The organism is Streptomyces sp. P9-2B-2 (genome assembly GCF_030406865.1).
GTDB classification, from domain to species: domain Bacteria; phylum Actinomycetota; class Actinomycetes; order Streptomycetales; family Streptomycetaceae; genus Streptomyces; species Streptomyces platensis.
Genome location: NZ_CP129126.1, coordinates 4,636,946 through 4,663,381, shown reverse-complemented (window position 1 = coordinate 4,663,381; position 26,436 = coordinate 4,636,946). Strand labels below are relative to the sequence as shown.

Genomic DNA, 26,436 nt, shown 5'->3' with positions numbered 1-26,436 from the left:
GGGACGGGGCCGGGGTCAGGCGAGGTCGGCCTCCGCTATCGCCGCGGTGACGATCCGGTGGTCCTGTTCGGGGGCGCCGCCGCCGAAGCCGAGTGCGCCGATCAGCCGGCAGTCCCGGTGGAGCGGCACCCCGCCCGCGAGGAAGAGCAGCGGCCGGTCCAGCGCCGTGGGCAGGGTGTGGAAGAGCCCGTCAGGGCGTACGAGGTCGACGAGGTCGGCGGTCGGCGCGTCCAACTGGAGGGCGGTGTACGCCTTGCGGGTGCTGGTCTCGCCGGAGATCAGCACGGCCGAGTCGTCCCGCCGGAAGCCGAGCAGCTGACCGCCCGCATCGAGGACGGTGACGCTGCCCCGCACCCCGAGCGCCTCGGCGGCGCGGACGGCGGCCTCGATCAGAGACTCGGCCTCGCGGGTGGTGAGGGTGCGGACGGTGGGTGCGGTGGTGGGGGTGGCGGTGGGAGCGCTCATGGGAGGGGTCCTTGGGGTGTGGTGACCACGGCCGCGCCGGGGGAGATCGGAGCGCCGGTGGTACGGGGGATACGGGGCTTCGGGTGGTGCGGGTGCTTCGGGGTGGTGCGGTACGGACGCAGGCGTCAGCCGTGTGCTGCCGGTACGGGCTCGTCGGCGACCACGGTGGATCCGTCGGCGGCGACCAGCTGGCCACGGCCCGCCTTCCGCCGCTCCAGGGCGGAGGCGAATATCGCCACTCCGAGCGCCGCGACGGTCATCAGCGCACCGACCCAGTTGGGCGCGGTGTAGCCCAGGCCCGCCGAGATGACGATCCCGCCGAGCCAAGCGGCCAGTGCGTTACCGAAGTTGAAGGCCGCGATATTGCCGGCCGAGGCGAGGGTGGGCGCCGAGGCCGCCTGGTCCATCACCCGTTTCTGTAGCGGCGGCACGGTGGCGAAGCCGAAGATGCCGATCAGCGCGATGGTCACGGTGGCGGCGATCTTGTCGTGCGCGGTGAAGGTGAACGCGGCCAGCGAGAGCGCCAGACCGGTCAGCGACACATAGAGCATCGGCATCATGGCGCGGTCGGTGAAGCGGCCGGAGACCAGGTTTCCGCCGACCATGCCGAGACCGAAGACGGCCGTCAGCCAGATCACGGAGGACGGTGCGAAGCCGGTGACCTCGGTCATCATCGAGGCGAGGTAGGTGACGGCCGCGAAGACGCCACCGAAGCCCAGGATCGTCATCAGCATCGCGAGGCCGACCTGCGGGTTGCGGAACACCGCGAGTTCGCTGCCCATGGGAGAGGCCGCCTTCGCCCGCTGTGCGGGGATCAGCTTGACGATCCCCAGCAGGCCGATCACACCGAGCGCGGTGATGGCGTAGAAGGTGGTGCGCCAGTCGAAGTGCTGGCTGAGCATGGTGCCGGCCGGTACGCCCACGACGTTGGCGACGGTCAGGCCGCTGAACATGAGCGAGAGGGCGGTGGCCCGCTTCTGGGGCGCGACGAGATCGGCGGCCACCAGCGCGCCGATGCCGAAGAACGCGCCATGCGTGAACGCGGCCACGATGCGCCCGGCCAGCATGATCCCGAAGTTGGGCGCGATGCCCGTGAACAGATTGCCCACGATGAACAGGCCCATCAGCAGCATCAGCATCTGCTTGCGGGTGAAGCGCGTGCCGAGAGCGGTCATCAGCGGCGCCCCGATGACCACACCGAGGGCATAGAGGGTGGTCGCGTATCCGGCGAGGGGGATGGAGACCCCGAAGCCGGCCGCCATGTCGGGCAGCAGGCCCATGACCGCGAACTCGGTCGTTCCGATCCCGAAGGCACCGATGGCGAGAGCCAGGAGTGCGAGTGGCATGACGGATCCCTTCAGATCATTGCGTCCGTCCTTTACGAGCGTCCACAATAATTGCAGACGCGGGTTAATTGCAAGCGCCGTATATTTCGGAGGTGGCCTATCCTGGGCGTGCGCCCTGAGGAGGTCGTCGATGACGCAGCAGACACGGGAAACGCGGGAGACGCCGGAGACGGCCGTCCCGCAATCGGCAGCGGACGCGCCCGCCTGCCCCCCGGCGGAGCCCCCCGGGCTGGCGCAGGGATGGTGTGCCCTGTCCGCACTGCACGGCCGTATCGAGTCGCACATCGAGCGCGCGCTTCAGGCCACACACGACCTCAGCGTCCGGGAGTTCTCGGTCCTCAACGTGCTCAGCGAGCAGCACGACGGGCCGGGCGGTCATCTGCGGATGAACCAGGTAGCGGACTCCGTCGTCCTCAGCCAGAGCGCCACGACCCGTCTGGTCACCCGGCTCGAGGAGCGCGGGCTGCTCTCGCGCTTCCTGTGCCCCGACGACCGGCGCGGCATCTACACCAACGTGACGCCCGACGGCCTCGCGCTCCTGGTGGAGGCCCGGCCCACCCATGACGGCGCACTGCGCGAAGCCCTCAAGGACGCCGCCCAGCGCCCCGAACTGGCCCCCCTGGTCACCGCCTTCGAGACGCTCGCACCGCCGGAGTGACGTCGAGGGGCGCATGAGAGGCGGGCGCGCGAAGGGTACGGACGCCTGGGCCGCCTCCCGCCGCCCCTGTGATCGCACGGCATAAGGTCGCGCCCATGAGCGATATCGAGATACGCCGCGCGACCGAAGCCGATCTTGCCGCCATCGTCGCGATGCTCGCCGACGACCCCCTGGGCGCCACCCGCGAGTCACCGGACGACCTGACGCCGTACCGTGCCGCCTTCGAAACGCTGGTCGCCGACCCGCAGCAGCACCTGGTCGTCGCCGTCCGCGCGGGGCAGACGGTCGGCACGCTCCAGCTCACCGTCATTCCCGGCCTGTCCCGGCGCGGCGCCACCCGCTCGATCATCGAGGGCGTCCGGATCCACCGCGACGAGCGCGGCGGGGGTCTCGGCACCCAGCTCATCGAGTGGGCGGTGGCGGAATCCCGCACGCTCGGCTGCCAGATGGTGCAGCTGACCTCGGACGCGACCCGGATCGACGCGCACCGCTTCTATGAGCACCTCGGGTTCGAGGCCTCGCACCTGGGCTTCAAGCTCCCGCTCTGAGGAACGGGCCGGCCGCCACCCGACCGGGTCCGGTCACGTCCGGCGCGTACGCTCCCGCACTCGGTGTGCCTTCTGCCGGCAGGCACCACCGCAGTAGCGCGCGGGTCGGCCCGTACGCGCCGCCGCGATCACCGCACCGCACACCTCACACGGCGATTCGTTACGTTTCACCGGCCCGGCTTCAAGTTCCGTTACGGCGCGTTCCCTCCGCAGGGCATCACACATCAGCACCGTCATCCGGCCCGGAGCCGCGCTCCCGAAACCGGTTTCCGGCACGGCTCGCTCCATAGAAAGACAGCCGACCAGCAGCGCCCTGAGGTCCGTTATTCCGACGTCCGGCCGGACGTCGCCCGCCTCTTGGGCCCTTCTGAGCAGCACTTCCAGCGCATCGTCGAAGTTTTGCCCGACCCCCGGCGACGGCTCGAAGCGGCCCGCGCCGGCCTCCTCCAGCGCGTCACACAGCGCCTTGTTCCGCGCCGCGAGCCGCACCACAGAGGACAGAAAGCGAAAGAAGACCGGACCGGGATCCTCGACTTCGGCCAAGTCCCTTGCGGTATCGGTGAAGAGCTCGATCCGGTCCACAATCGTCGCCCTGAACAGGGCTTCCTTGGACGGGAAATGGCGATAGACGGTCCCGGCGCCGACCCCAGCACGGCGTGCGATCTCCCCGAGCGGAACCGCCAACCCCTGCTCCTCGAAGGCGAATCGGGCCGCCTGGAGCACCAGCGCCCTGTTACGCCGCGCATCCGCACGAGCGGGCGCCACACCACCGTCCGTCACTGCCGGGCCTCCTGGGGAACGTTTGACACCGGTCAGGCGCGCCGGAATTTTAACCGGGTCGCTGGTTCCGATTATACGGGGAGGCCTGAACAAGATCGTTAATGGCTTGGTCGTGGCGGTGGCCGGTTCCACGGGCGGGCAAGGCGATGCGGTGGCCCGCCCATGGAACCGGCAGACGGCTGGACCGTGCAGGCACTCACCCGCGATCCGACGAATCCCGGAGCGCGTGCCCCAGCCGACGCCGACACGGACGTACGAGCCGTCGACATGACCAACCCCGCCGCACCGAAGCCCTCGATCGACGACACACATACGGCGTCTTCCGCGTCCAGCCTGCCGCCGGGGCCCCGGGCACGCCACCGGACTACTCCCGGCAGGACGAGATCGCCGCCGGCCGCAATGTCGCCGCCGCGGCCGCCGCAAGCGTGCGCCACCCCCGACGCCCGGATGCCCGGATGCTCGACAGATTCCCATCGCACATGCCACACAGCAGCGCGTGAGGCTCAACAGCGCCTGCGTACAAGGTGTTTCACGTGAAACGGCGTCGTTTCCCGGCATGCGAAGGGGGTCGCGTTTCACGTGAAACGCGACCCCACATCGACAACGCGCCTGGAGCCAGGCGCTCGCTCGGCTCAGCCGGCGACCACCGCGTCCCACGCCGCGCCCGCCGCCTGGGCCGCGCCCTCGGCGTCCACGGACACGCCCAGGGCGCGCAGCCCACCCGCCAGTGCCACCAGGGAGGCCGTGACCACGGCTCGGTCGGCGGCGCGGCCATAGTGGTTCACCCGGATCATCTCCTTGGCCAGAGCGCCCGCCGCGGCCTGCACCGGCACCGCCGCGTCCACCGCGATCGCGGCAGTCACGACCTCCCGGGCATCCACTCCCTCGGGGGCGCGGAGCGTCGTGGCGGCCGGCGCCGCGTCCTCGTCGCGCACGACATACGGGGCGAGCCCGCCCAGCGCCCGCACACCGGCCCGGGTCGCCGCGGCCGCTGCCCGGTGCCGGGTGAGGACCGTATCCAGGCCCTCGGCCTCCAGACGGTCCGCGGCCTGCTCCAGCGCGAGCATCTCCAGCTGCGCCGGAGCGTGCGGAAGCGCGGTGCGTCCGCCATCGATCCAGCGCTCCTTCCAGTCCAGCAGCGAGAGGTACGAGCGCCGCGGAGCCTGCTCGTTGGCGGCAATCCGCTCCCAGGCACGGGCGCTGACCGATGCCACCGACACCCCGGCAGGCCCGGCCATCGCCTTCTGCCCGCCGATCACACAGAGGTCCACGCCCCACTCGTCGGTGAGCAGCGGCTCGGCGCCCACCGAGGCGACCGCGTCCAGCATCAGCAGCGCGCCGTGCTCCCGCACCACCGCGCCGATCTCGGCCACAGGGTTGGTGTTACCGGTGGCCGCCTCGGCGTGCACCAGGCTCACAAAGTCGATCTCAGGGCGCTCGCGCAACGCCTCGGCCACCTGCTGCGGGGTGACCGCACCCGTGAACGGCGCGGTGACGGTGACCACCTCGGCGCCACAGGACCGCAGCCAGCCGCCGAAGGTCTCGCCGTACGGGCCGGTGATGATGTTGAGCGCGGTGCTGCCGGGCCGTACGGCCGAGCGGATACAGGCCTCCAGCGGCAGCAGTGCCTCGCCCTGCATCGCCACGACATCGCAGCGGGTACGTATCAGGGCCGCGACCTTGTCCTCGATCCGCGCGAAGTGGGCCGCGGTCAGCGCAGGCAGGTCGAGCAGGTCCGGAGTGGCGGGGTTCGCGCTCGGGTCAGACACAGCAGTCACAGGGCCTTCCAGCGGTAGCGAGCCGGCTCGGTGCGTGCGGCTCCTGACATCGGCATCGACTGTACGTCCGTGCGCCAAACCCCCGCCGTACGGGCCTCAGACCCGCCAACCGTCCGGATCCACACCACCGGGCACCGGCGCCGACGGCTCGTACGGCTCCCGGGTGAACACGAAGGTGCCGAGGTCCAGATGGCTCACCGCACCGTCCCGGTCCCGCCCCACCCGCAGCGTCTCCCCCGCGTAATAGCCGTCCAGCCCGGTCCAGGTGCCGTCCTTCTCGGCCCGGAACCGCGAGGCGCGCCCCGCCCCGGACAGCGGGGTGAGCTCCAGCCCGCGCTCGGCCCGCAGCCGCAGGGCATGGGGGTTCGCGCCCCAGTACCAGGGCCCGGTCAGCGCCAGCAGCTCCGGATCCAGCGGACCGGGCAGCGGACGCCAGGGCTCGGAAATCCGGGGCTCGTGCGCGATGACGATCCCGGTGAGATCGGTGGCGACGGCCCCGGCCGCCGGGCCCGAGGTGCAGTTGGTGAGGACGACCGCGGCCACGTCCTCCTCGACATCGGCCCACAGCGCCGCCAGGAAGCCGGGCATCGAGCCGTGGTGCCCGACCAGCAGCCGACCCTCCCGCCGCAGGAGCTGCACCCCCAGCCCGTACCCCGCATCCCACGCACCGTTCTCCGGCGGCACGGCCGGTGTCCGCAGCTCCGCCAGACTCGCCGTGCCGAGCACCCGCCCGTCGCCCCGCAGCAGGAAGGCCGCCCAGCGGCAGAGGTCCTGGAGCGTCGACCACAGCTGGCCCGCCGGGCCCATCAGGCCGGTGTCCGCGGCCGGTTCGGGCAGCAGCGCGTCGGCCCACGGGTGCACCGCCCAGCCATTCGCGTACGGCCGCTCCGGGCTCAGCGTCGTACGGCTCATGCCCAGCGGCGCCAGCACCTCGCGCCGCAGCACCTCGCCCCACGGCACACCGCCCCGCAGCCGTTCGACCAGTGCGCCGAGCAGTGCATAACCGACGTTGGAGTAATGGTGCCGCCGACCGGCCGGATGCCGCTGCGGGCGCTCGTCGAAGAGGTCGGCCGGCTCGGGCCGCAGCTCGCCCGCGGTCCGCTCCCACCACGGCCCCCGCGGCTCGGCCGCCAACCCCGCACTGTGGGAGAGCAGTTGCGCGATCGTCGCGTCCGGCACGGGAGTGTCCGCCAGATGCGCGCCGACCGGGTCCGACAGCCGCAGCAGCCCCTCGTCCCGCAACCTCAGCACCAGCACGGCGACGAAGGTCTTGGTGAGCGAACCGATCCGGTACTGCACATCGCCGTGCGGTACCTCCCCTTCCACCGAGCCCCGGGCCCCGGTCCACACCGCTCGTCCGCCACGGACGACCGCGCCCGTCATCGACGGTGCGCGCCCCTCGGCCTGCCCGACCGCCAGCCGGTGCAGCAAGGCCCGCCGGGTCTGCGGCAGCAGCTCCGCGCATTCGTCGGGTGCACCGGCCGTGTCCGGCTCCTGGCCGACGGCCTCGGAAAGGGAAATCTCCGTGGACTCTGCGATGGTCATGGCGCTCCTCAACAGCGGATCCGGCTCGGCCGGGCCCCATCCTCGCCGCATCACCGGAGCGCCGCCGACCCGACCACCGCCCCCAGTTCCGTCTGCTCGTCCGCCGGCAGCCGGCGCGCCGCATGCACCATGTGCAGCGCGGACCGCAGCCGCACGCGGTCGGCGTCCGCGCCGAGGTATCCGAGGTACGCGGGAAGCGCCAGGCCCAGCGCCATGAGATCGCCCCGTGCACACCACCGTGACACCAACGCCCGCACCCGCCCGTCGACCGTCTCGTCGAGGCTCCACGGCGCCCCCTCCGCACCGGCTTTGTACGCCGCGGAGTCGTCGCGCGCACCGGCCGTCTCCCGCAGGCCCGCCGCGATGGCGAAGCGGTTCCAGTCGCCGTACTGACCGTCGGGAGCCTGTGCCGCTCGCTCCGCGGCGCGCGCGAAATACGTGCGCGCCAGGGCAGACCGGCCGAGCTGTCGCCAGGCGTGCGCCATGTTCAGGTACAGCGACGCATAGAACCCGGCCACCCGCTCGTCCCCCACCCGGTCGGCGCGGTCCAGGCACTCCTGGTTCCAACGGAGCGTCTCTTCGGGCGAGTTCTGGTGCCGGGCGAGATAGTGCGCGGCGATGCATGCTTCGTAGTCGTCGGCGGCGCTGTCCCAGGCCTGCTGGAAGAGGGCGCGCGCCGCATCGGCCCGCCCCTCCGCCTCGGCCTGCATCCCCGCCACGCACAGTCGCACCACAGGCAGTTCCGGATCCACCGGTCCGCTCCCCTCATCCATCCTCGGTGACCGGTTCTCGGTCCATGGCCTCAGCCGTCGGTGCGCTCGGCAGCGCCTTCCGCCGCTCCGGTGCCCTCGCGCACCGGCATCACCAACGTCGTGAAACTCCCCTGGTCGGCGGACCGGACCAGGACGGGCCGGTCCGGCGCGGCGATCTCCAGCAGCGCGTCCGGCCCGACCCCGGCCTCCAGCGCCGGCACGAGTACGGCCGGGTCGAAGGCGATCCGCAGCCCCGGCCCGGTGTGCACCACCCGCATCCGGACGGGCTCCCGGCCCCCGCCCGTCACCTCCAGCACCGGCCCGGCCGCGCGATCCGCCGCCGTGACCGGAACCGCCGAGCCGCCCGCGTCCGCCACATCCCCGTGCCCCGCGCCGACGACCGCCAACGACACCGGCCCCGCGCGCCCGGTCATCGCGTCCCGCAGCCCCACCCGGTCGACGATCACCCGATGCCGCCCCGTCTCCAGGCCGGTCAGCATCAGTCGGTAGTCCGGAAACCCGTCGGCATCCCCGCTACCGCTCGGCCCGGCGCCCTCCGGCACCTCCCGGCAGTCCGCCCCGCTCCGCAGCCGGATCCCCGCCGCGTCTCCCGCGCACTCGATATCGACCGTCACCTGCCGTACGGCCCACTCCGCCAGGCCCCGCGCCGTGTCCGCGCCGATCAGCACCCGCCGCGGACCGCCCTCGAACCCGTCCGGCCGCAGCACCCGCACCGCCAGCCGATAGCGGTCCGTCGCCACCCAGCGCACCTCGCCGTCGACGAGTTCCAGCAGCACACAGCCCAGGACCGGAAACTCCTCGCGGGCCGCCCCGGTCGCGGCGGCGGGCGCCACCTGCCGTACCGCGCTGGCGAGTTCGGCGCCGCCCACCCGCGCCCATGCCCAGCTCCCGCGGTCCTCCGGGGCGCCGGACGTCTCCCGCAGGAGCCCCTCCACCACGACCCGTGCCTCGTCGGCCGTCCGCCGTGTGCGCTCCAAGTGGGCCCGCAGTACGCCATGCGCCGCGTCCTCGGGACCGTCCAGCACCACCGCGGCATCCACCAGCGGCAGCCCCGCCGCACGCAGTTGCCGCAGCTTCACCGCCCGCGCCGCCTGCCCCGCCCCGTAGCGCCGGTACCCCGTCACGGCATCCACCCGCGCCGGCCGCAGCAGCCCGCAGTCGTCGTAGAACCGCAGAGCACTCGGCGCGAGACCCACCCGGCGCGCGAAGACACCGATGGTCAACAGCTGTTCGGGGTCGTCCATGGACGCGATTGTGGGGCTTCGACCAGCCTGAAGGTCAACGCCGAGGGGGCTGCATACGGGCTCCGGTGCGGCGCCGTCTCAGGCGGTCAGCGCCGTGGCGCTCCGGAACGTCCGCCGGTAGGCCAGCGGTGCCACCCCCACCGCGCTGTGCAGATGCTGGCGCAGAGACGTCCCGGTGCCGAAGCCCGCGTGATGGGCGACGAGGTCGATCGACCAGTCCGTGGTCTCCAGCAGATGCCGGGCGCGCTCGATGCGCTGTCCGGCGAGCCACTGACCAGGGCTCATACCGACCTCGTCGCGGAAACGCCGGGTGAGGGTGCGCACGCTGACCCGAGCGTGCCCGGCGAGATCGGTCAGGGTGAGCGGCTCGCCGAGACGCTCCAGGGCCCAGGCGCGGGTGGCCGCGGTGCCGCCCGCCGAGGGCTCCGGTACGGGCTGCCGGATGAACTGGGCCTGCCCGCCGTCCCGCCACGGCGGCACCACACACAACCGGGCCACCTCATTGGCGACGGCGCTGCCGTGGTCCCGGCGCACGATATGCACACACAGATCCACCCCCGCGGCCGCACCGGCCGAGGTGAGGACATCGCCGTCATCGACGAACAGCACATTGGGGTCGACACGGACGGTCGTGAAGAGGCGTTGCAGCTGGGTGGCTTCGCACCAGTGCGTGGTGGCCGGGCGGTGATCGAGCAGCCCGGCCGCGGCCAGCACGAAGGCACCGGTGCAGATGGCCACCATCCGGGTCCCGGGCCGGACGTGCGCCAGCGCCGCCCGCACCTCGTCCGACAGCCGGCCGTCCTTCCGGAGCATGTCCGACGCATGGGCCGAAGCGTGGGCCGGCGGGATGACGACGGTGTCGACGTGCGCGAGCACCGAGGCGTCCGCGGCGACCGCGATGTCGTAGTCGGCATCCGTGCGCACCGGGCGCCCGTCCGGGCTACAGGTGACGACGGAGTAGAGCGGATCGCCGGCGGTATCCCGTGCGGCGCCGAAGATCCGCGCGGGAATCCCCAGCTCGAAGGGGACGACACCATCCAGGGCGAGCACTCCGACGCGATGCATGACCCGATTCTTTCAAACGTTGGCCATTAGGACACCGCCGGGCTCCCGGTCGCCGCGCAAAGCTGACAGCACCTCGGGAAACGCGGCTGCCAGGCGGCGCGTGCACCCGACCCCCGCCATGTGCACAGACGAAGGAGTCTCAATGACGAAGTCAAGCCGCTTGCGTGACCGGCAGGGCGGGGGTGAAGACCCGGTTGTCGCGCAGGAGTGCCCACAGAACGCTGGCGCGTCGGCGGGCCAGGGCGATGACGGCCTGGACGTGTTTGCAGCCCTCGCCGCGCTTCTTGAGGTAGAAGTCCCGGTTCGGGCCCTCGCGGATGATGCTGGTCTGCGCGGACATGTAGAACACTCGTCGCAGGCGGCGGCTGTAGCGCTTGGGGCGGTGCAGGTTGCCGGTGCGGCGTCCGGAGTCGCGTGGGACGGGCACGAGCCCGGCCGCGGAGGCCAGGTGGCCGGCGTCGGCGTAGGCCGACAGGTCGCCGGCGGCGACGACGAACTCGGCTCCGAGTATCGGCCCCATGCCGGGCAGGGACTCAATGATCTCCGTCTGCGGGTGGCTGCGGAATGTCTCGCGGATCTGCTTGTCGATGCGCTTGAGCCGGTCGTCCAGGGCCAGGATCTGTGCCGCGAGGTCGGCGACGATCTGGGCGGCGACGTCCTCGCCGGGCAGCGCGGTCTGCTGGGCCTGGGCCGCCTCCAAGGCAGTCGCGGCGACGGTGTCCGCGTTGCGGACGCCGCGGTTGGCGAGCCAGGCCGTCAGGCGGGCCCGGCCACGGCGGCGGATCACGGCCGGAGTCTGGTAGCCCGTCAACAGGACCAGCGCGCCCTTCCGCGAGCTGTAGTCGAAGGCCCGTTCCAGCGCGGGAAAGATCCCGGTGAGCACGTCGCGCAGCCGGTTGATCATCCTCGTGCGGTCGGCCACCAGGTCGGAGCGGTGGGCGGTCAGCAGCGCGAGGTCAGCAGCCAGCTGCGCGGGCACGTCGATCGCGGCGAAGTCGCTGCGGTGCCTAGCCGTCTCGGCGATCACATAGGCGTCCCGGGCATCGGTCTTCGCCTCGCCCCGGTAGGCGCCCGACATGCGGTTGACGGTGCGGCCGGGCACATAGACGGCCCGCTGACCGTGAGCTGCGAGCATGGCCAGCAGCAATGCGGAGGAAGTACCGGAGATGTCCACAGCCCAGTGAACCTCGTCCGCCAGGCCAAGGATCTCCCCGAGCGCGGTCAGGATGGCCGACTCGTCGTTCTCGATCTTCTTCGAGCACAGAGTCGCGCCGGTCTCATCGACCACCGCCGCCCAGTGGTGGCCCTTGCCCGCGTCGACGCCGGCCCAGACCTGGGTCTTCCGCTCGTTCACTCGCCCCTCCTCGCACCATCCGGCATGCCGTTGGCCCGAGGAACACCCCGCTGTCATCTCCGTAATCAGCGACCGCACGAAGCGCGCACATCTCAATCAGCAGCCAGGGCGCCCCGGAGAGCCGGACGGCCACTCCTTCGGAGCCACAACTGGCAAGACCCCATCAGCCACATCCGGCCCTCCCGGGCCGCCTAACAACTTACGGAGACACCATGTCCGAGACCGGGACCCCGCAGATGCGGGCCGTCAGCCAGGACACCGCCGGAGGGCCGGAGGTCCTCAAGGTGATCACGACCGACCGGCCGGTGCCCGGCCCCACGGAGATCCTGGTCCGGGTGCACGCCGCGGGCGTCAACCCGGCCGACTGGAAGACGCGGAACGACGGCCGGTTCCTCGACGGCAGCGAGCCGCCGGTCATCCTGGGCTTCGATGTCTCTGGTGTGGTCGAGGCCGTCGGCCTCGGAGTGACCCTCTTCGAGCCGGGCGACAAGGTCTTCGGCATGCCGCACTTCCCGCGCCCCGCCGGGGCCTACGCCGAGTACGTCACCGCCCCGGCGCGCCAGTTCGCCCACCTCCCCGAGGGCCTGGACCACGTCCGGGGCGCCGCCCTCCCGCTCGCGGCACTGACCGCCTGGCAGGCCCTGGTCGACACCGCGAATGTGCGGCCCGGCGCACGGGTGCTGATCCATGCCGCGGCGGGCGGCGTCGGTCATCTCGCGGTGCAGATCGCCAAGTCCCGCGGTGCGTATGTGATCGGCACCGCCCGGCGGGCCAAGCACGACTTCCTGCGCGGTCTGGGCGCCGATGAGCTCATCGACTACACGGAGGTGGACTTCGCGACCGCGGTACGCGACGTCGACGTCGTACTCGACACCATCGCAGGCGACTACGGCGCCCGCTCCCTGCGCACCCTGCGTCCCGGCGGTTCGCTGGTCTCGATCCTGCCGCTGGACGACGCCTTCCCCGCCGACCAGGCGCGCGAGGCAGGGGTACGCGCCGTGTTCGTCCTCGTCGAGCCCGACCGGTCCGGCCTGCAAGCCATCGCCGGCCTGGTGGACTCCGGAGAACTGAAGGTCAACATCGACACGGTCGTCCCGCTGGAGGAGGCCGCGAAGGCCCAGACACTGGGCGAGACGGGCCGCACCACCGGCAAGATCGTCCTCTCGGTCGCGCCCTGACGACGGCCATCGAGACCCGCCTGTCCCTGGGGCAACGGGCTCACGGCGGGGGCCGCCGACAGGACAACGGCCCCCGTAAGCCTGTCCGTCCTAGGGGCGCGGGTCTCGTGCCGTCTGCCGCCGGGTGGCGCTGAGGGCGCCGAGCAGGGACAGCGCTTCGGCGCTGGGGCTGCCGGGTTCGGCGTGGTAGATGACGAGTTGCTGGCCGGGTGCGTCGCGGACGTCGAAGGCTTGGTAGGTGAGGGTGAGCGGCCCGACATCGGGGTGGTTGAACAGCTTGGCGTCCTGGGTCTTGCCGCGCACGGAATGGGCCCGCCACAAATCCGCGAAGGCGGTGCTCTGCTCGGTCAGGGTGGCGACGAGCGCGTTCAGCCGGGGGTCGTCGGGAGCGAAACCGGCCGCCTGACGAAGGTTGGCCACGGTGGCCTGCGCGGTCCAGTCCCAGCGGGTGTAGAAGTCCCCGGCGGCCGGATCGAGGAAGGTCATACGGGCGAGGTTGTCGGCGGGGTCGAAGGGTGAGTACAGCGCGTCGGCCAGGGCGTTGGCGGCCAGGATGTCCAAGGCGCCGTTGACGACGAAGGCCGGGGTGTGCGGGTAGCCATCCATGAGCTGACGCAGCGCCGGGCTGACCACGTTCCGCTGCCGCGCCGGCCGGTCGTTCGGGGCGATACCGGCCAGCCGGTGGAGGTGGGCGCGGGCGTCGGTATCAAGGTGGAGGGCCCGGCTGAGGGCGTCCAGGACCTGCGGCGAGGGGTGGCGCTCGCGGCCCTGTTCGAGCCGGGTGTAGTAGTCGACGTTCACTCCGGCCAGCACCGCGACCTCCTCACGGCGCAGCCCGGCGACTCTGCGCACGCCGTAGCTCGTCATACCGACGTCTTCGGGCCGCAGGCCGGAGCGCCGGGCGCGCAGGAAGTCTCCCAGGGTGTTGTCGGGCATGCCCCCCAGGTTAGGGAGGAGAGCGGTGCGCTGCCTGGGTGTGTGGCACCCAGGCAGCAAGCGTCCTGGTCACCGGCTTCCGACGCGTCCAGGCTCGGTGGCCCAAGGGGACGACACCAGCCCGGTGCTGCCCGACGGATTCCGGTTCCGCACCGCCGACGAGGCCGGGCCGGAGGCCGCGGTCCGGGCCCATCTGGACGCCTGGGCTCCGTCGACATACACAACCGAGAGCTACCAGGGCGTCCGGCAGACGGCGGGGTACCGCGGCGACCTGCACCTCCTGGTGGAGGCGCCGGACGGAACGATGGCGTCCTCGACGATCATGTGGCTCGACGAGGCGAACAGGACCGCTGAGTTCGAGCCGGTCGGAACGCATCCGGACTACCGGCGTCTGGGGCTGGCAAGGGCGACGCTTCTGCACGGGATGCATCTGGCCCGGGCGGCCGGGGCCACTCAGATGACGGTCGCCTGCCTCGGTGCGCCGGGACACCCCCAGGCGCGCGGGCTGTACTACAGCGTCGGGTTCCGGGAGTTCCCCCGGGACGCGCCGCTCATCAAAACCAGGACAGAACGGCCCGTCGGGCAGGGCAAGTAGGCGCGTCCACGGCCTTGACCAGCAAAGACATCTGCACGATTGTAGGATCTCGCCGCCCGTGTCATAAGTGAACGCTTGTGACCTGCTACTTTCCGCTGTGTCTCACGGCATGGCGGAGGGGTTCCGTCTCACGGCGGTGGCATTTCCTATTGCCCATCGGCAGGACAGATACCAAGTCAGTCCGCCAGCCAGAGGCAGAAGGGGTGTCCTGCCGGGTCGATGTAGACGCGGACGTCTTCTTGAGGCTGGTGATCGGCGAGCGTCGCTCCCAGCGCGGCGGCCTTCGCTCCAGCGCGCTCAAGGTCGTCGACGCGGATTTCGAGGTGCATCATCATCTGCTGGTCGGAAGGCCCAGCAGGCCAGCGTGGCCGGATGTAGTTCTCCTCACGCTGGACCGCGAGCCCCACTCCGCCGTCGGCCGCCTTCAACAGGATCCAGTCTGGTTCCTCGGCTTTGATTTCCCAGTCGAGTAGTTGCTGGTAGAAGCGTGCGAGAACACCTGGGTCCGATGCGCTGATGTTGACGGTCGTGAGTGTCAATCCGCGAGCTTCAGCCATGCTGGTTCATGCCTTCCAGGTGTGGGACCGCGGCCTCGGTCGGCCGTAACCGGGCCATCGTGTCAGGAACCTGTCGGCGAGATCCGTGCCTCCTCAGTTTTCAGCACAGCTCCCGACTCAGTGACCACGCGTCTGCCGAAGGTGGTCAGTTTCATGGCCCGGCCGCGCTCAGCACGTTCGAGTAGGGGTTGTCCGAGATCTCGCTCAAGCCGGGCGATCTGTGTCGTCAGGGTGGACTGGTGGAGGCCGAGGGCTTGAGCAGCCTCGCTGACGGTGGGGTAGTCGATGGCGGCCAGAAAGCGCTCGATTCGCTGCCATGCGTATGGGCTGGTCAGCGCCATCCGCAGGATGGCGGCCGTGTGGGCGGCCTTGTCTGAAGTGCGGAGGCTGGCGTCGTGGCTTCCTCCGCCGCGGGGCCGAAGGGGAATGTTGTGGGTGTGGGCCCACCGGGCCATGTTCGCGGTGCTCATACCCATCTCGCGGGCGAGGTCGGGCAGCGTCCGGCGGCGGATGACGTACTGCTCGATCAGCCATTCCCGTTCGACGGTCCCGCAGCGCTTGTAGTCCTGTGGTCCGTCGCGGAGCGGGATGTCGTACTCCCGTGCGAGCTCGGTCAGCACCTTGCGGGAGAAGCCGGTGAGGTCAGCGATCTGCCGAAGTGAGCGGCGTTCATCCAGGTAGAGGCGGGAGAGAGTCGCTCTTGGTACTTCCTGGCGGGCCCTGAAGCGGGTATGGCCCATGGCCTTGGCCACCGCCTCAGTCGGTGGGAGGGCAGGGGCTGGCTGTTCGTCCAGGACGAGTCGGATGGCCTCGACACTGGTGCTGAAGGTCTCGGCGGCGTGCTGGACCGGGTTCTTGCGCTGGCGGATGAGTTGGTGCAGGCGGGGAACGTCGATCTGGTCCGGATCGGGGCCGGGAAGTTCCAGCCCGTTCAGCAGGGTGAGAGGGGGCTGCCAGGTCACCGGTTCGCGGCGGATGTGGTGGCCGGCAAGAAAGTTCCGGGCTTCCTCCGTCAGCGCTTGGGCAAGCTCGGGAGTCTGGAGGGCGGCATAGCGGGTGCTCGTTGCTCGGAACTCTGCCTCGTTGACGCCGAGGTGGCCGGGGGCGGATTCGGCTGGAAGGCCGCTGATGCGCTGGAAGAGATGGCAACGCGCGATCGCCTCGCGGCGGCCGGTGCCGGGCGAAGTACCGGTGCTGCGGCAGATCTCGCGCCAGCGTTCGTGCGGCAGCAATCCGCTGTAATCCAGGCGGCGTCGCCGCTGGTAGTCAATGGGAACGCCGACGGTGTCGAGGTGATCGGCCAGTCGGACGAGAGCGGTGGTCATGGCTGACCAGCGCGGATGATCGCCCAGTCTCTGGAATACGCGGGAGATGTTGATGCCGTCGGTGACTGCTCCGAGGTGTTCGGCAGCGCCCTCAAGGGTGATGCCGCTTCCAATGATCAGCAGCGAGGCAGCCAGCACGGGGGCAAGAACGCGGGGATAGGTCCCGTCGGACGGAGTGAGCCGGACTACCCAGGAAGGCCAGAACATGCTGGGGACCTTCCGGGCTCGCCGCACCGTCTCGCGACCAGTCGTCCTCGGGCGGCTCGGCAGAGGTGTGACCGTGCGGTAGCGGAGCTGTTCGCTGGGACGAAGCGATGGGGCGAGGGCCGCCAGGTGCACTGCGTTCAGAACAGGGGTAAGGCCCCGGCCCCAGCTGTCAATGCTGGTGGCGCTGATCTGCCAGAGCTCCTCGCGCATGGACTCCAGCAGGACCCGCATCCTCTCGCCGGCCCGGTGGACATCGCGCTGTTCGAGAACATGCAGGGCGATGATCACTGCGACGGCCGTACTCACGGCTCGCGGTGGGGCCATGAAGCCGGGCCTGTCACTCGCTTGCAGAGCGACCTCGGAGCCGGGCTCGATGGTGAAGTGCTCATCGGCAATGTCCGCCGGCACCCGGTTCCTGATGTCTGGTGCCGGAAGGTCTGCCAGCACCCGCCCGCCGATGGCCCGGACGTCAGCCAGTGCCGCCTGCGAGGGCTGCGGGCAGATCGCGTAGGGGCCGCAGGCTGCAGCGCCGGTCTCGATCATGCCCATCAGCCATTGCTGGGCTGTGAGCGCGGGGTGCGCTGCGGGCAGTTGGAGCGTACGGGTATGGGTCAGATCGAATCCGCAGCCGCTTGTTCGAGGTCCGCCCGGGACTGAAGGTGGGTTTCCGCAGATCGCGGCAAGGGGGATGACTCGGCCGGAGCGGGGCCGCTGTCGCTGAACACGTCCGCAGTTCGGGCAGCAGTCTGCCAGGAGCCGGCCATGGAGGACGCAGGCGTATGACCAGCCCAGCCGCCAGGCCAACTGCCACCGACCATTGCTGTCGCGCAGGCAGTCTGGGCAGAACCGGGATCCGCTGCCGCGGCCCCAAAGCACCCAGCGGTTGACGTACCGACGCTCGAAGTTGATGCGGAGAGCCCGCTGGTCATAGCTGGCCAGGGTCATGCTGGTGACCGTCTGCGGATCGAGCCCGCTTGCGTGCGCGATGGTCATGGTCTCCTGCTCGCTGAGCAGGATCGTCCAGTCCGGCGGGATGCCTTTGAGATGGTCCCCTCGCCCCAATCGTGCCGGGAATCCGAGGTGCCGCAGCACCTCTCCGAGCGGGGTGTGCAGCCGCCGGGCGAGTGCTTCCAGCCAGGAGTCCAGTGCCTCACCGGGCAGCGGGGCCAGCCGGACGGGCAGAGTGCGGGCAGCCGCAGTCATGCCGCCTTCTTGCGTGTGGAGCGGGGGCGACTGGTCAGGCGCCGTTTTTCCAGGGCGGCTTCGAGTTCCTTGCGGGCTGCTTCGGATGCCTCGTCGTTCTTCACCCGGTCGAGCAAGTCACGGGTGAGGCATTCCGTGCCGCTGCGGACCGCGCGCTGGCAGCCGCGGTTGATCAGTGTCATCAGGGAGCCGATGTGGCCGGTGCTGCGGGCGAAGAGGTAGTCGGATAGATCGTCCGCGAGCATGCCGGGGTGCCTGTCGGCGAGGACCACGCGTTGTTCGAGGGCCAGCAGCATCTGCCGCCATTCGCGGCGATCCGCTTCGGACTCGATCGTGAACGGCCTCATGCCCAGCCGGGTCGTGCGGCGGCCGGTCTGCGCCAGTGCCTCATCACCGTGGGCGCTTCCCTCGCAGAACAGCCCCTTGTCAGCGAGACCGACCCCGATCATCAGCAGGGTCACGGGGAACTCGTTGGCGATCCACTTGAGGTGGTTGCTGACCTCAATGCCGTTCGACTGCTTCCACTTCAGGAAGTGCAGATCGTCGAGCGCGAGAAGGCGGACCTCGCAGGACAACACGCAGTCCAGGGCCCGCTGGCCAAACTGGGCGGTGGTCCCGCGATTGCGTCCGGGGTGACCGAAGAACTCCAGCAGGGACCGGTTGAGCTCCTTCATGCCGGTATTGCCGGTCAGCCCGACCCGACAAACCGGCAGCCGCTCGTGCCCATCGGCGGTGAGGACGCCCTGCTCGGCGATCTCCCTGCGGTGGAACTCGCGAGCGAACGCCAGGACGGAGGTGGTTTTGCCCAGGCCGGGGAAGGCATCAACGGCCACGGCGCCCTTGGCCTTGTCGCCGTCCTGCACGTTGCTGTCGACGATGTCCCACAGATCTTCGTGGAGCTCAGCCAGTTGCGGAGTCTTGATCGGTCCGAGGTTGGCATGCCATTCCCGCCGCTGCCGGTCATAGTCGGCCTTCGCGTCTTCTCCCAGGGCTCTCAACTGGGTGCGGGTCAGCAGCTCGGGCCGGCTGCGGCGCGAAGCCTCGGCGAACGCCTTCCAGTCCTCCTTCCGCGACAGCGCCAGATTGCCCAGGATCGGCGGACTGGAAGTGCTCACACGTCCTCCAGGGCGTCCGCGTAGAAGTCGTCGTCACCGAGGTCTTCCAGATCGACCTCGTCGTCATCGCCCACCTCGGGCACCTCCACCAAAACCTCTTCCGCAGGCTCGTCCGGCTCCGCGTTCTGGCCGAGGGCCTTGCGTACGGACGGAAGGGAGACAACCGTCTCCTCCTCGGTCTGCGGCAGCTCGATGGCCGCCTGTTCGCGCGACAGCCGTAGGGCCATGCGCCGCTCGGCGAGCGTGGTGCCCAGCCCGAGGTTCCAACGCTCCAGCAGGTCGGCGACGGCCAGCCGGTCGTCGGGATAGCGGTATTTCGCGGCAGCCAGCTTCCGGGCGAACACCAGCGCGTCTTCGCTCAGCGGCATCGAAGCAGAGGGCGCGTGTTCCCAGAGCAGGGGATGCCAGCTGCGGTCAGCGGGGTCACGGAAGTAGATCCGGGTGATGTCGTCGGAGTCGACCTGGAACGGCCAGCCGTTCTTCACCGGGCCCTCGTAAGGGCTCTTCGTGGTGCGATAGGCGTTGAGAGCAGGGCCGTTGTAGCGTCGGCGGCCGATCTCGACGCCGTAGTGCTGGATCGTGCGCCACTCCGTCTTCAGGAATTCGAAAGCCAGGTCCGGGTCCCGAGGTACTTCGATGTAGCCGGCCCTCGCCATGCCGTGCTCGAACATCGCTGCCGGAGACATCCGCAGCCCCGGCAGGCCGGGGTCGACCAGACTCGTGTGGGACCGCCGTTGGTAGACCGTCGCGGTCCACTCCCGGATGATCGTCTCCAGTTCGTCGAGGAAGAAGAACGCGTCGTCCTCCGGGCTCTCACCGCGGGAGTGAATGTCGGGGCCCTTGTAGCCGGGCAGGACCTGCAGCAGGTCCTCCCGCAGGGTGCGGAAGAACCTCTCGACCGGGCCCTTGTCGCGGCCCGTCCGCAGCCTCGCTGGCTGGATCGAGATGCCCATCCGGCGGCAGACGCTGGTCAGATGCTCCGAGACGTAGACCTTGCCGTGATCGACCACCAGGGTCTCCGGCACCACGGGCGGAGAGGCAAGACCGGGCCCCTCTGCCGCGTCGACGTCCACCAGCACCGCCCTGGGGATGCCGTGCTCCGGCCAGGCCGCGTGCCGAGGCCAATCCCGCCCAGCCCGGCGGGGCCGAAACGACTGAAAGAGAACCGCGCTGACATCCACCGCCTTCGTGGAGACCGGAGTGATCCGGATCCCGGTGATGCAGCGGGTGTACCAGTCCATCCCGACAGAGAGTTCGGCCTGCACCCACTTCAGCGTGATCGGATCGAACGCGAACACATCCAGCCGGGTGGAGTCCATCAGCAAGTACTCGCCCGGTCGCGTCGGCCGCAGCTTGCCGTAAGCCCCCTCCGGTCGGCCAGCGATATCCCGGTTCCGCTTCGTACTCAGCCGGAAGAGGGGGTGCCGCCGCTCTAACTCCTCCAGCAGCCGAAACGCCGTCGCCCGGCTCGGCTGCGGCACCACATCCGGACCGAAACGCGCGACCACACGGGCCCGGGTCCGCTCGATCACCATCGTCCGCGACGGCTTCGACTCCCCGGTGTGCTCGACCATCACCTCCAGCGCGGTCTCCACCCACCGGTCATCAACTCCGGAGTGGGGCTTTTCTGTTGCCTTCTTCGGCGCGAGCCCAGCCTCTCCGCGACGACGAAAATCGGCGACCCACTGCTTCACGGCACGAGGTGATACCCCCAGCTCATCGGCCTTGGCCGTGTATCGCGCCTCCCACGGTCGCTCCGGGCGATAGTCCGGGCGGGGCTCACCGTCGCGTGCTAGTTCCGGAGCTCCAGACCGGTATCCCGTCAGAACCTCCCGGACGTGCTCGGCACGTTCAAGAACTTTCGCCCTTGCTGAGCTGTCGAGCTGCCCCAGTACGACCGAAGCGATCTCCTCTTCGTCGTCAGCTGACGGTCCCGGGCCGTCTGGACTGACAGCGGCACGGTCCGAGAACAAGAGTTCCTTGAGTGACAGCCGCAACAATCGACCCCGGCCGTCCTTCAAGACCACCTCGTTGCCTGCCGTGGTCGCGGCCATCTCCACCACCTCGACGGTCTCTCCGTCGTAGCGGAAGCGCGTACCGACCCCGACCCGAGCCCCCGCCCTGCTCATGCCGCCCACCTCAGAACGTGCGACGGGCTCAGCGGCCGATCGAGGTCGGTAACGAGAGACTGCGTCCAGAGCAAATGATGGATGGCGGAGCGGACTTGAGGCTCCGGACGATCCGGCAGACAGCACGCGGCCTGCCCCAGAGAGACACCATCGAGCTCAGCTCCCCGAAGCTCTTCCAGGACCTCGGGACTGAACAGCCAGTCCCGGCGGTAGCCCGCCAGGAACCGGATGTTCTCCAGCTCCACGGCCGGAGGCTCGCTCCGGACCTCGTATTTCCATCCCCGTGATTCCACCGCCCGCCGAGTCCAGCCGAAGGTGAACGCCACCTCCGGCTTGGACAACCGGTGCAGCGGCTTGACGTCGACGACCACCGGCACCCGCCCGGTGAGCAGGAGATAGTCCGGGATGTGCCTGCGGACCTTCCCCTCCAGCACCGTCTTCAGCAAGAAGGGCTGGGCCACGATGCCGCGTACGGACAGATCGAAATCAGCGAACAGCAACCGCGACAGCTCCAGTCGCGACTCGTAGATCACATGATCGCGCATCGTCGCCGACCAGTAGGTGCCCGAGTAGTGCTTCTGACCCTTGTACCAGCGGAACGTCCGCCAGGGAATGGCCGAAGCCAAAGAATTGATTGGCTCCGTGCCCCAGAAGCGATCTTCGACAACCTGACCGTTATGACGACGCACGCTCACAGTCGCAGCGTTGTCCACCGCACCCCCAGCCCACGAGTGACTGCCCGTATAGCCAAGGTGCCAACGCTGGCTTCCCGCGTGGAGGGATCTCCCCTTGCGTCACTCGGAAGAGTGAACGCTCCGAGCTGCGAGTCTCACGATGGCTGCATAAATGCCACCCATATGCAGCTGGTCCTGAGATTATGAAGCCGGATTTGAGACCCTACAACGATCCCGCTCACGTCTGCGCCATATCCACAAACCGCGAGTAGTGGCCCTGGAACGCCACCGTGATCGTGGCCGTGGGGCCGTTTCGGTGCTTGGCCACGATCAGGTCGGCCTCGCCGGCGCGCGGGGACTCCTTCTCGTAGGCGTCCTCGCGGTGCAGCAGGATGACCATGTCCGCGTCCTGCTCGATCGACCCGGACTCACGGAGGTCGGAGACCATCGGCTTCTTGTCCGTGCGCTGCTCGGGGCCACGGTTCAGCTGGGAGAGCGCGATGACGGGGAGCTCCAGCTCCTTCGCCAGCAGCTTGAGATTTCGGGACATGTCCGAGACCTCCTGCTGACGGCTCTCGGCGCGCTTCGAGCCACCGGACTGCATCAGCTGGAGATAGTCGATGACGACCAGCTTGAGGTCATTGCGCTGCTTGAGGCGGCGGCACTTCGCGCGGATCTCCATCATCGACAGGTTCGGCGAATCGTCGATGTACAACGGCGCGGCCGAGACATCCGGCATCCGGCGCGCCAGCCGCGTCCAGTCCTCGTCCGTCATGCTGCCGGAACGCATGTGATGCAGCGCGACCCGCGCCTCGGCGGACAGCAGACGCATCGCGATCTCGTTGCGCCCCATTTCCAGCGAGAAGATCACGCTCGGCAGATTGCTCTTGATCGAGCAGGCCCGCGCGAAGTCCAGCGCGAGGGTCGACTTACCCATGGCGGGACGGGCCGCGATCACGATCATCTGGCCCGGGTGCAGACCGTTGGTCAGGGAATCCAGGTCGGTGAAGCCCGTCGGCACACCCGTCATCTGGCCCTGGCGCGAGCCGATCGCCTCGATCTCGTCGAGCGCGCCTTCCATGATGTCGCCGAGCGGAAGGTAGTCCTCGCTGGTCCGCTGCTCGGTGACGGCGTAGATCTCCGCCTGGGCGCTGTTGACGATCTCGTCGACATCGCCGTCCGCGGCGTATCCCATCTGCGTGATCCGGGTGCCGGCCTCGACCAGGCGGCGCAGCACGGCCCGCTCATGGACGATCTCGGCGTAGTACTCGGCGTTCGCGGCGGTCGGTACGGACTGGACGAGGGTGTGCAGATACGAGGCACCGCCGACCCGTGCGATCTCGCCGCGCTTGGTGAGCTCCGCGGCGATGGTGATCGGGTCGGCCGGCTCGCCCTTGGCGTACAGGTCGAGGATCGCCTGATAGACGAGCTCATGGGCGGGGCGGTAGAAATCTTCGCCCTTGAGGACCTCGACGACGTCCGCGATGGCGTCCTTGGACAGCAGCATGCCGCCGAGCACGGACTGCTCGGCGTCCAGGTCCTGCGGAGGGACCCGCTCGAAGCCGCCGTTCCAGGAACCGCCGCCACCGTCGTCGTCGCGGTCCTGCCGGTCGCCGCGGCCGCGGCCCTTGCCCTCGCCCCGCCGGGAGCGGGCGGCCGGCAGCAGGTCGCTGGGACCGGAGTCCGCCCAGGGGTCTTCCATGGGCTCGGGAATGCTCACCCCGGCACCTCCTCCCGTCCGCGACGCGGACCTTGCTGTGCTGTTCTTTCTTACGGCACAGCTCTGACAATCGAGACGCCCGACTCCGGTTACGGCGCGTCGAGTTCGGACGATTTCTCAGGCCGGAACAGGCGGCGGGTGCCGGACCACGGTAGGCCCGCGGGCACCGTCCGCCAATCTGGTTATCCACAGGCCATGTGGATGACTGCCCTTCAGCTGTGGAGAAGTCCCCGGATCCTGTGCACGGCCCGGGGGAAACTGCTGTGGACAAGCACACAATCACCCCATCCCCAACCCTCTGACCTGCACTTTTCTCATCCATAGCCTGTGGGGGAGAAAAACTTCTGCCAGCGGTTCAAGATCGCGACAAACGGCGCAGGGGAGTGGACTCCGCACAGCGGAAAGTAAGGACTGTATAGGGTTTGCATCTCTTACCTGTGGAAGATTAGATTGCGCGCATGACCCAGGCTCCCGCGCCACCACGCCGCACCGGCCGCCGCCACGACCGCGAGATCATCGCCCTCGCGCTGCCCGCCTTCGGCTCCCTGGTCGCGGAACCCCTCTTCGTCATGGTCGACAGCGCCGTCATCGGCCACCTCGGCACCCCCCAGCTCGCCGGCCTCGGCGTAGCCGCCGCCCTGCTGACCACCGCCGTCTCCGTCTTCGTCTTCCTCGCCTACGCCACCACCGCCGCGGTCGCCCGCCGGGTCGGCGCCGGCGACCTGCCCGCCGCCATCCGCCAGGGCATGGACGGCATCTGGCTCGCCCTGCTGCTCGGCGCCGCCGTCATCGCGACGGTGCTGCTCACCGCACCCTGGCTCGTCGAGGTCTTCGGCGCATCCGGCACCGCCGCCCCGTACGCCACGACCTACCTCCGCATCAGCGCACTCGGCATCCCCGCGATGCTCGTCGTGCTCGCCGCCACCGGCGTGCTCCGCGGCCTCCAGGACACCCGGACCCCGCTCCATGTCGCCGTCGGCGGCTTCTCCGCCAACGCCGCGCTCAACATCGGCCTGGTCTACGGCGCCGGCCTCGGCATCGCCGGCTCCGCCTGGGGCACGGTCCTCGCCCAGTGCGGCATGGCCGCGGCCTACCTCGTCGTAGTCGTCCGCGGCGCCCGACGGCACGGGGCCACGCTGCGCCCCGACGCCGCGGGCATCCGTGCCTCGGCCCAGGCCGGCGTGCCGCTGCTGGTCCGTACGCTCTCGCTGCGCGCGGTGCTGATGATCGCCACCGCCGTCGCCGCCCGGCTCGGCGACGCGGAGATCGCCGCCCACCAGATCGTGCTCACGCTGTGGTCCCTGCTGGCCTTCGCACTGGACGCGATCGCCATCGCCGGGCAAGCCATCATAGGCCGCTACCTCGGCGCGGGGGACCGCGACGGCGCCCGGGCCGCCTGCCGCCGCATGGTCGAGTGGGGCATCGCCGCGGGCCTGGTCCTCGGTGCGCTGGTCGCGCTCGCCCGGCCGCTGTTCATCCCACTGTTCACGTCCGACCCGGCCGTGCAGGGCCCGCTGCTCAGCACGCTCCTGGTCGTGGCCGTGACCCAGCCGGTCTCCGGCATCGTCTTCATCCTCGACGGTGTGCTGATGGGAGCGGGGGACGGCCGCTATCTCGCCTGGGCCATGGTCGTGACGCTGGCCCTGTTCGCACCGGTGGCGCTGGCGGTCCCGCTGCTCGGCGGCGGACTGGTCGCCCTGTGGTGGGCGATGGCCCTGATGATGACCGTCCGGATGCTGACCCTGTGGCTCCGCACCCGGTCGGGCCGGTGGATTGTGACCGGAGCCTCTCGTTGAAGCATCTCCCGTAACACGCAGTGCGTGCTGATAATGACCCTGTGCGCTCGATTGCCAGGAATTCCGTGCTGCCCCTGACGTGCGTCGTCATGGTGGCCGCTGCTGTGGTGGGGTACGCCACTGAGGAAGCCGATACGAACAGCGGCAGCGGCGGCGGTGGCCGCAGCAGCTTCGGCAAATCCGGCGAGGCGGGCCAGGACCCCCAGGACCAGGATCCCGCCGCGACGGCCCCGGCCGGTGACGGCAATGCCTACACCCCGCGCCGGACCGAGCAGAACGCCCGGGTCGGTGCGGTCTTCGAGAAGGACGACAAGGGCGACCACTTCTGCACCGCGAGCGTGGTGCAGAGTCCGGGCCGGAACATGCTCATCACCGCGGCGCACTGTGCCTTCGACAGCGATGGCAAGACCCCGGTGGACGACTTGGTCTTCGCCCCCGACTACCGCGACGGTGACGAGCCCAGCGGCCTGTGGAAGGTCAAGAAGGTGGTCCTCGACGACCGCTGGGCCCAGTCCAACGACGAAGATCTCGATGTCGCCTTCCTCATCCTCGACAAGAAGAAGGACAAGCAGATCCAGGACGTCCTGGGCGGAAACACCCTCGGGATCGACCGCGGCTTCCACAACGAGGTCAAGATCACCGGCTACCCCACCAGCCGCGACACCCCGATCTCCTGCCAGAACCGCACCACGAAGTTCAGCAACACTCAGCTGCGCATCCGGTGCACCGACTTCGAGGGCGGTACGAGCGGCAGCCCCTGGCTCGCCGATTACGACCCGAGGAGCCACACCGGCACGGTCATCGGCGTCCTGGGCGGCCACGAAGGCGGCGGCGACGAGGACGATGTCTCCTACGCCGCGTACTTCGACGACGACATCGCCGCGCTCTACAAGCGCGCCCAGGACGCGGACTGACACAGTCCGTCCGCGGTCCGCACACGGCGAAGGGCCGCATCCCGGTGACGGGATGCGGCCCTTCGGCTGGGTACTGCGATTACGCGGCGATGACCTCGACGCCGAGCTTCGCGACGACCTCGGCGTGCAGACGCACGGAGATCTGGTGCGCGCCCAGGGTCTTGATCGGCGAACCGAGCTCGACACGACGCTTGTCGACGTCCGGACCACCGGCAGCCTTGATCGCCGAGGCGATGTCGGCCGGGGTGACGGAGCCGAACAGGCGGCCCGCGTCGCCGGCACGGACGGCCAGCTTCACGTTGACGCCCTCGAGCCGGCCCTTGATCTCGGTGGCCTGCTCGATCGTGGCGATCTCGCGGATCTTGCGACCGCGACGGATCTGCTCGACGTCCTTCTCGCCACCCTTGGTCCAGCGGATCGCGAAACCACGCGGGACCAGGTAGTTACGGGCGTATCCGTCCTTGACGTCAACGACGTCGCCGGCGGTGCCGAGGCCGGAGACCTCGTGGGTGAGGATGATCTTCATGATTC

The 26,436-nt window shown here is 69.8% G+C and carries 23 protein-coding genes; 6 read left to right on the top strand and 17 right to left on the bottom strand.

What is annotated here, in order from left to right; all coding sequences use genetic code 11:
* Window positions 1-15: 15 nt before the first annotated feature.
* Both QT196_RS20340 and QT196_RS20335 read right to left on the bottom strand, forming a co-directional pair.
* Entirely contained in the window at window positions 16-465 is a 450-nt protein-coding gene (locus tag QT196_RS20340; RefSeq protein WP_290355363.1) for a heme-binding protein, read from the bottom strand.
* 125 nt (window positions 466-590) lie between these two features.
* Window positions 591-1,811, bottom strand: a complete 1,221-nt coding sequence (locus QT196_RS20335; protein ID WP_290355362.1) for an MFS transporter — start codon at window positions 1,809-1,811, stop codon at window positions 591-593.
* Window positions 1,812-1,941: 130 nt separating this feature from the next.
* On the opposite strand from QT196_RS20335, the gene QT196_RS20330 reads away from it, so the two are divergent.
* On the top strand, window positions 1,942-2,469 hold the full coding sequence (locus QT196_RS20330; protein ID WP_248001228.1) for a MarR family transcriptional regulator: 528 nt from the start codon (window positions 1,942-1,944) through the stop codon (window positions 2,467-2,469).
* Window positions 2,470-2,564: 95 nt separating this feature from the next.
* Entirely contained in the window at window positions 2,565-3,017 is a 453-nt protein-coding gene (locus QT196_RS20325; protein WP_168480436.1) for a GNAT family N-acetyltransferase, read from the top strand.
* A 33-nt stretch (window positions 3,018-3,050) separates the two neighbouring features.
* On the opposite strand, the gene QT196_RS20320 is transcribed toward QT196_RS20325, so the two are convergent.
* The 7 genes from QT196_RS20320 to QT196_RS20290 form a co-directional block, all read right to left on the bottom strand.
* Complete coding sequence (locus tag QT196_RS20320) at window positions 3,051-3,797, bottom strand: TetR/AcrR family transcriptional regulator (RefSeq protein ID WP_168480435.1); 747 nt, start codon at window positions 3,795-3,797, stop codon at window positions 3,051-3,053.
* A 632-nt stretch (window positions 3,798-4,429) separates the two neighbouring features.
* Window positions 4,430-5,575 carry an aminotransferase class V-fold PLP-dependent enzyme gene (locus QT196_RS20315; RefSeq protein WP_168480434.1) on the bottom strand — a complete coding sequence of 382 codons (1,146 nt, stop codon included), beginning with the start codon at window positions 5,573-5,575 and terminating at the stop codon, window positions 4,430-4,432.
* Window positions 5,576-5,671: 96 nt separating this feature from the next.
* A complete protein-coding gene (locus QT196_RS20310; protein WP_290355361.1) occupies window positions 5,672-7,120 on the bottom strand; it encodes a serine hydrolase domain-containing protein in 1,449 nt (482 codons plus the stop codon).
* Window positions 7,121-7,170: 50 nt separating this feature from the next.
* Window positions 7,171-7,872 carry a hypothetical protein gene (locus QT196_RS20305; protein WP_211117386.1) on the bottom strand — a complete coding sequence of 234 codons (702 nt, stop codon included), beginning with the start codon at window positions 7,870-7,872 and terminating at the stop codon, window positions 7,171-7,173.
* A gap of 50 nt (window positions 7,873-7,922) precedes the next feature.
* On the bottom strand, window positions 7,923-9,137 hold the full coding sequence (locus QT196_RS20300; protein ID WP_290355360.1) for a MerR family transcriptional regulator: 1,215 nt from the start codon (window positions 9,135-9,137) through the stop codon (window positions 7,923-7,925).
* A gap of 78 nt (window positions 9,138-9,215) precedes the next feature.
* Entirely contained in the window at window positions 9,216-10,202 is a 987-nt protein-coding gene (locus tag QT196_RS20295; protein WP_168480431.1) for a helix-turn-helix domain-containing protein, read from the bottom strand.
* Between the two features lie 151 nt (window positions 10,203-10,353).
* Window positions 10,354-11,556 (bottom strand): IS110 family transposase, encoded by a 1,203-nt coding sequence (locus QT196_RS20290; RefSeq protein WP_290355359.1) that lies wholly within the window; start codon window positions 11,554-11,556, stop codon window positions 10,354-10,356.
* Between the two features lie 212 nt (window positions 11,557-11,768).
* Between QT196_RS20290 and QT196_RS20285 the strand changes: the two genes are divergently transcribed.
* Window positions 11,769-12,734 (top strand): NADP-dependent oxidoreductase, encoded by a 966-nt coding sequence (locus QT196_RS20285; protein ID WP_290355358.1) that lies wholly within the window; start codon window positions 11,769-11,771, stop codon window positions 12,732-12,734.
* 90 nt (window positions 12,735-12,824) lie between these two features.
* Here QT196_RS20285 and QT196_RS20280 read toward each other — a convergent pair whose 3' ends face one another.
* Entirely contained in the window at window positions 12,825-13,670 is an 846-nt protein-coding gene (locus QT196_RS20280) for a helix-turn-helix transcriptional regulator (protein WP_266737539.1), read from the bottom strand.
* A gap of 97 nt (window positions 13,671-13,767) precedes the next feature.
* On the opposite strand from QT196_RS20280, the gene QT196_RS20275 reads away from it, so the two are divergent.
* Window positions 13,768-14,265, top strand: a complete 498-nt coding sequence (locus QT196_RS20275; protein WP_290355357.1) for a GNAT family N-acetyltransferase — start codon at window positions 13,768-13,770, stop codon at window positions 14,263-14,265.
* A 176-nt stretch (window positions 14,266-14,441) separates the two neighbouring features.
* Here the strand turns inward: QT196_RS20275 and QT196_RS20270 are convergent, their stop codons facing one another.
* From QT196_RS20270 to dnaB, 6 genes are all read right to left on the bottom strand, one after another.
* The gene (locus QT196_RS20270) at window positions 14,442-14,822 is read right to left on the bottom strand and encodes a VOC family protein (protein WP_290355356.1); all 381 of its coding nucleotides are present in this window, start codon (window positions 14,820-14,822) and stop codon (window positions 14,442-14,444) included.
* A 62-nt stretch (window positions 14,823-14,884) separates the two neighbouring features.
* Window positions 14,885-17,557: a TniQ family protein gene (locus QT196_RS20265; RefSeq protein WP_290355355.1), complete on the bottom strand. Its 2,673-nt coding sequence runs from the start codon at window positions 17,555-17,557 to the stop codon at window positions 14,885-14,887.
* Window positions 17,554-18,672 (bottom strand): ATP-binding protein, encoded by a 1,119-nt coding sequence (locus tag QT196_RS20260; protein WP_290355354.1) that lies wholly within the window; start codon window positions 18,670-18,672, stop codon window positions 17,554-17,556. Before QT196_RS20260 ends, QT196_RS20265 begins: the two co-directional genes overlap by 4 nt.
* Complete coding sequence (locus QT196_RS20255; RefSeq protein WP_290356685.1) at window positions 18,669-20,801, bottom strand: Mu transposase C-terminal domain-containing protein; 2,133 nt, start codon at window positions 20,799-20,801, stop codon at window positions 18,669-18,671. Before QT196_RS20255 ends, QT196_RS20260 begins: the two co-directional genes overlap by 4 nt.
* Window positions 20,798-21,496, bottom strand: coding sequence for a TnsA-like heteromeric transposase endonuclease subunit (locus QT196_RS20250; RefSeq protein WP_290355353.1), 699 nt, complete (start codon window positions 21,494-21,496; stop codon window positions 20,798-20,800). Before QT196_RS20250 ends, QT196_RS20255 begins: the two co-directional genes overlap by 4 nt.
* A 217-nt stretch (window positions 21,497-21,713) precedes the next feature.
* Complete coding sequence (gene dnaB, locus QT196_RS20245) at window positions 21,714-23,177, bottom strand: replicative DNA helicase (RefSeq protein WP_168483852.1); 1,464 nt, start codon at window positions 23,175-23,177, stop codon at window positions 21,714-21,716.
* A 476-nt stretch (window positions 23,178-23,653) separates the two neighbouring features.
* Between dnaB and QT196_RS20240 the strand changes: the two genes are divergently transcribed.
* Together QT196_RS20240 and QT196_RS20235 are read left to right on the top strand one after the other, a co-directional pair.
* Entirely contained in the window at window positions 23,654-24,991 is a 1,338-nt protein-coding gene (locus QT196_RS20240) for an MATE family efflux transporter (RefSeq protein ID WP_168480427.1), read from the top strand.
* Window positions 24,992-25,056: 65 nt separating this feature from the next.
* Complete coding sequence (locus QT196_RS20235; protein WP_248001225.1) at window positions 25,057-25,905, top strand: trypsin-like serine protease; 849 nt, start codon at window positions 25,057-25,059, stop codon at window positions 25,903-25,905.
* Between the two features lie 79 nt (window positions 25,906-25,984).
* Here QT196_RS20235 and rplI read toward each other — a convergent pair whose 3' ends face one another.
* Window positions 25,985-26,431: a 50S ribosomal protein L9 gene (rplI, locus tag QT196_RS20230; protein WP_085923668.1), complete on the bottom strand. Its 447-nt coding sequence runs from the start codon at window positions 26,429-26,431 to the stop codon at window positions 25,985-25,987.
* Window positions 26,432-26,436: the final 5 nt, after the last annotated feature.

Coding starts and splice junctions, on each gene's coding strand:
- QT196_RS20340 (WP_290355363.1), bottom strand. CDS start 465: ATGAGCGCTCCCACCGCCACCCCCACCACCGCACCCACCGTCCGCACC.
- QT196_RS20335 (WP_290355362.1), bottom strand. CDS start 1,811: ATGCCACTCGCACTCCTGGCTCTCGCCATCGGTGCCTTCGGGATCGGA.
- QT196_RS20330 (WP_248001228.1), top strand. CDS start 1,942: ATGACGCAGCAGACACGGGAAACGCGGGAGACGCCGGAGACGGCCGTC.
- QT196_RS20325 (WP_168480436.1), top strand. CDS start 2,565: ATGAGCGATATCGAGATACGCCGCGCGACCGAAGCCGATCTTGCCGCC.
- QT196_RS20310 (WP_290355361.1), bottom strand. CDS start 7,120: ATGACCATCGCAGAGTCCACGGAGATTTCCCTTTCCGAGGCCGTCGGC.
- QT196_RS20300 (WP_290355360.1), bottom strand. CDS start 9,137: ATGGACGACCCCGAACAGCTGTTGACCATCGGTGTCTTCGCGCGCCGG.
- QT196_RS20295 (WP_168480431.1), bottom strand. CDS start 10,202: ATGCATCGCGTCGGAGTGCTCGCCCTGGATGGTGTCGTCCCCTTCGAG.
- QT196_RS20285 (WP_290355358.1), top strand. CDS start 11,769: ATGTCCGAGACCGGGACCCCGCAGATGCGGGCCGTCAGCCAGGACACC.
- QT196_RS20280 (WP_266737539.1), bottom strand. CDS start 13,670: ATGCCCGACAACACCCTGGGAGACTTCCTGCGCGCCCGGCGCTCCGGC.
- QT196_RS20270 (WP_290355356.1), bottom strand. CDS start 14,822: ATGGCTGAAGCTCGCGGATTGACACTCACGACCGTCAACATCAGCGCA.
- QT196_RS20265 (WP_290355355.1), bottom strand. CDS start 17,557: ATGACTGCGGCTGCCCGCACTCTGCCCGTCCGGCTGGCCCCGCTGCCC.
- QT196_RS20255 (WP_290356685.1), bottom strand. CDS start 20,801: ATGAGCAGGGCGGGGGCTCGGGTCGGGGTCGGTACGCGCTTCCGCTAC.
- dnaB (WP_168483852.1), bottom strand. CDS start 23,177: ATGGAAGACCCCTGGGCGGACTCCGGTCCCAGCGACCTGCTGCCGGCC.
- QT196_RS20240 (WP_168480427.1), top strand. CDS start 23,654: ATGACCCAGGCTCCCGCGCCACCACGCCGCACCGGCCGCCGCCACGAC.
- rplI (WP_085923668.1), bottom strand. CDS start 26,431: ATGAAGATCATCCTCACCCACGAGGTCTCCGGCCTCGGCACCGCCGGC.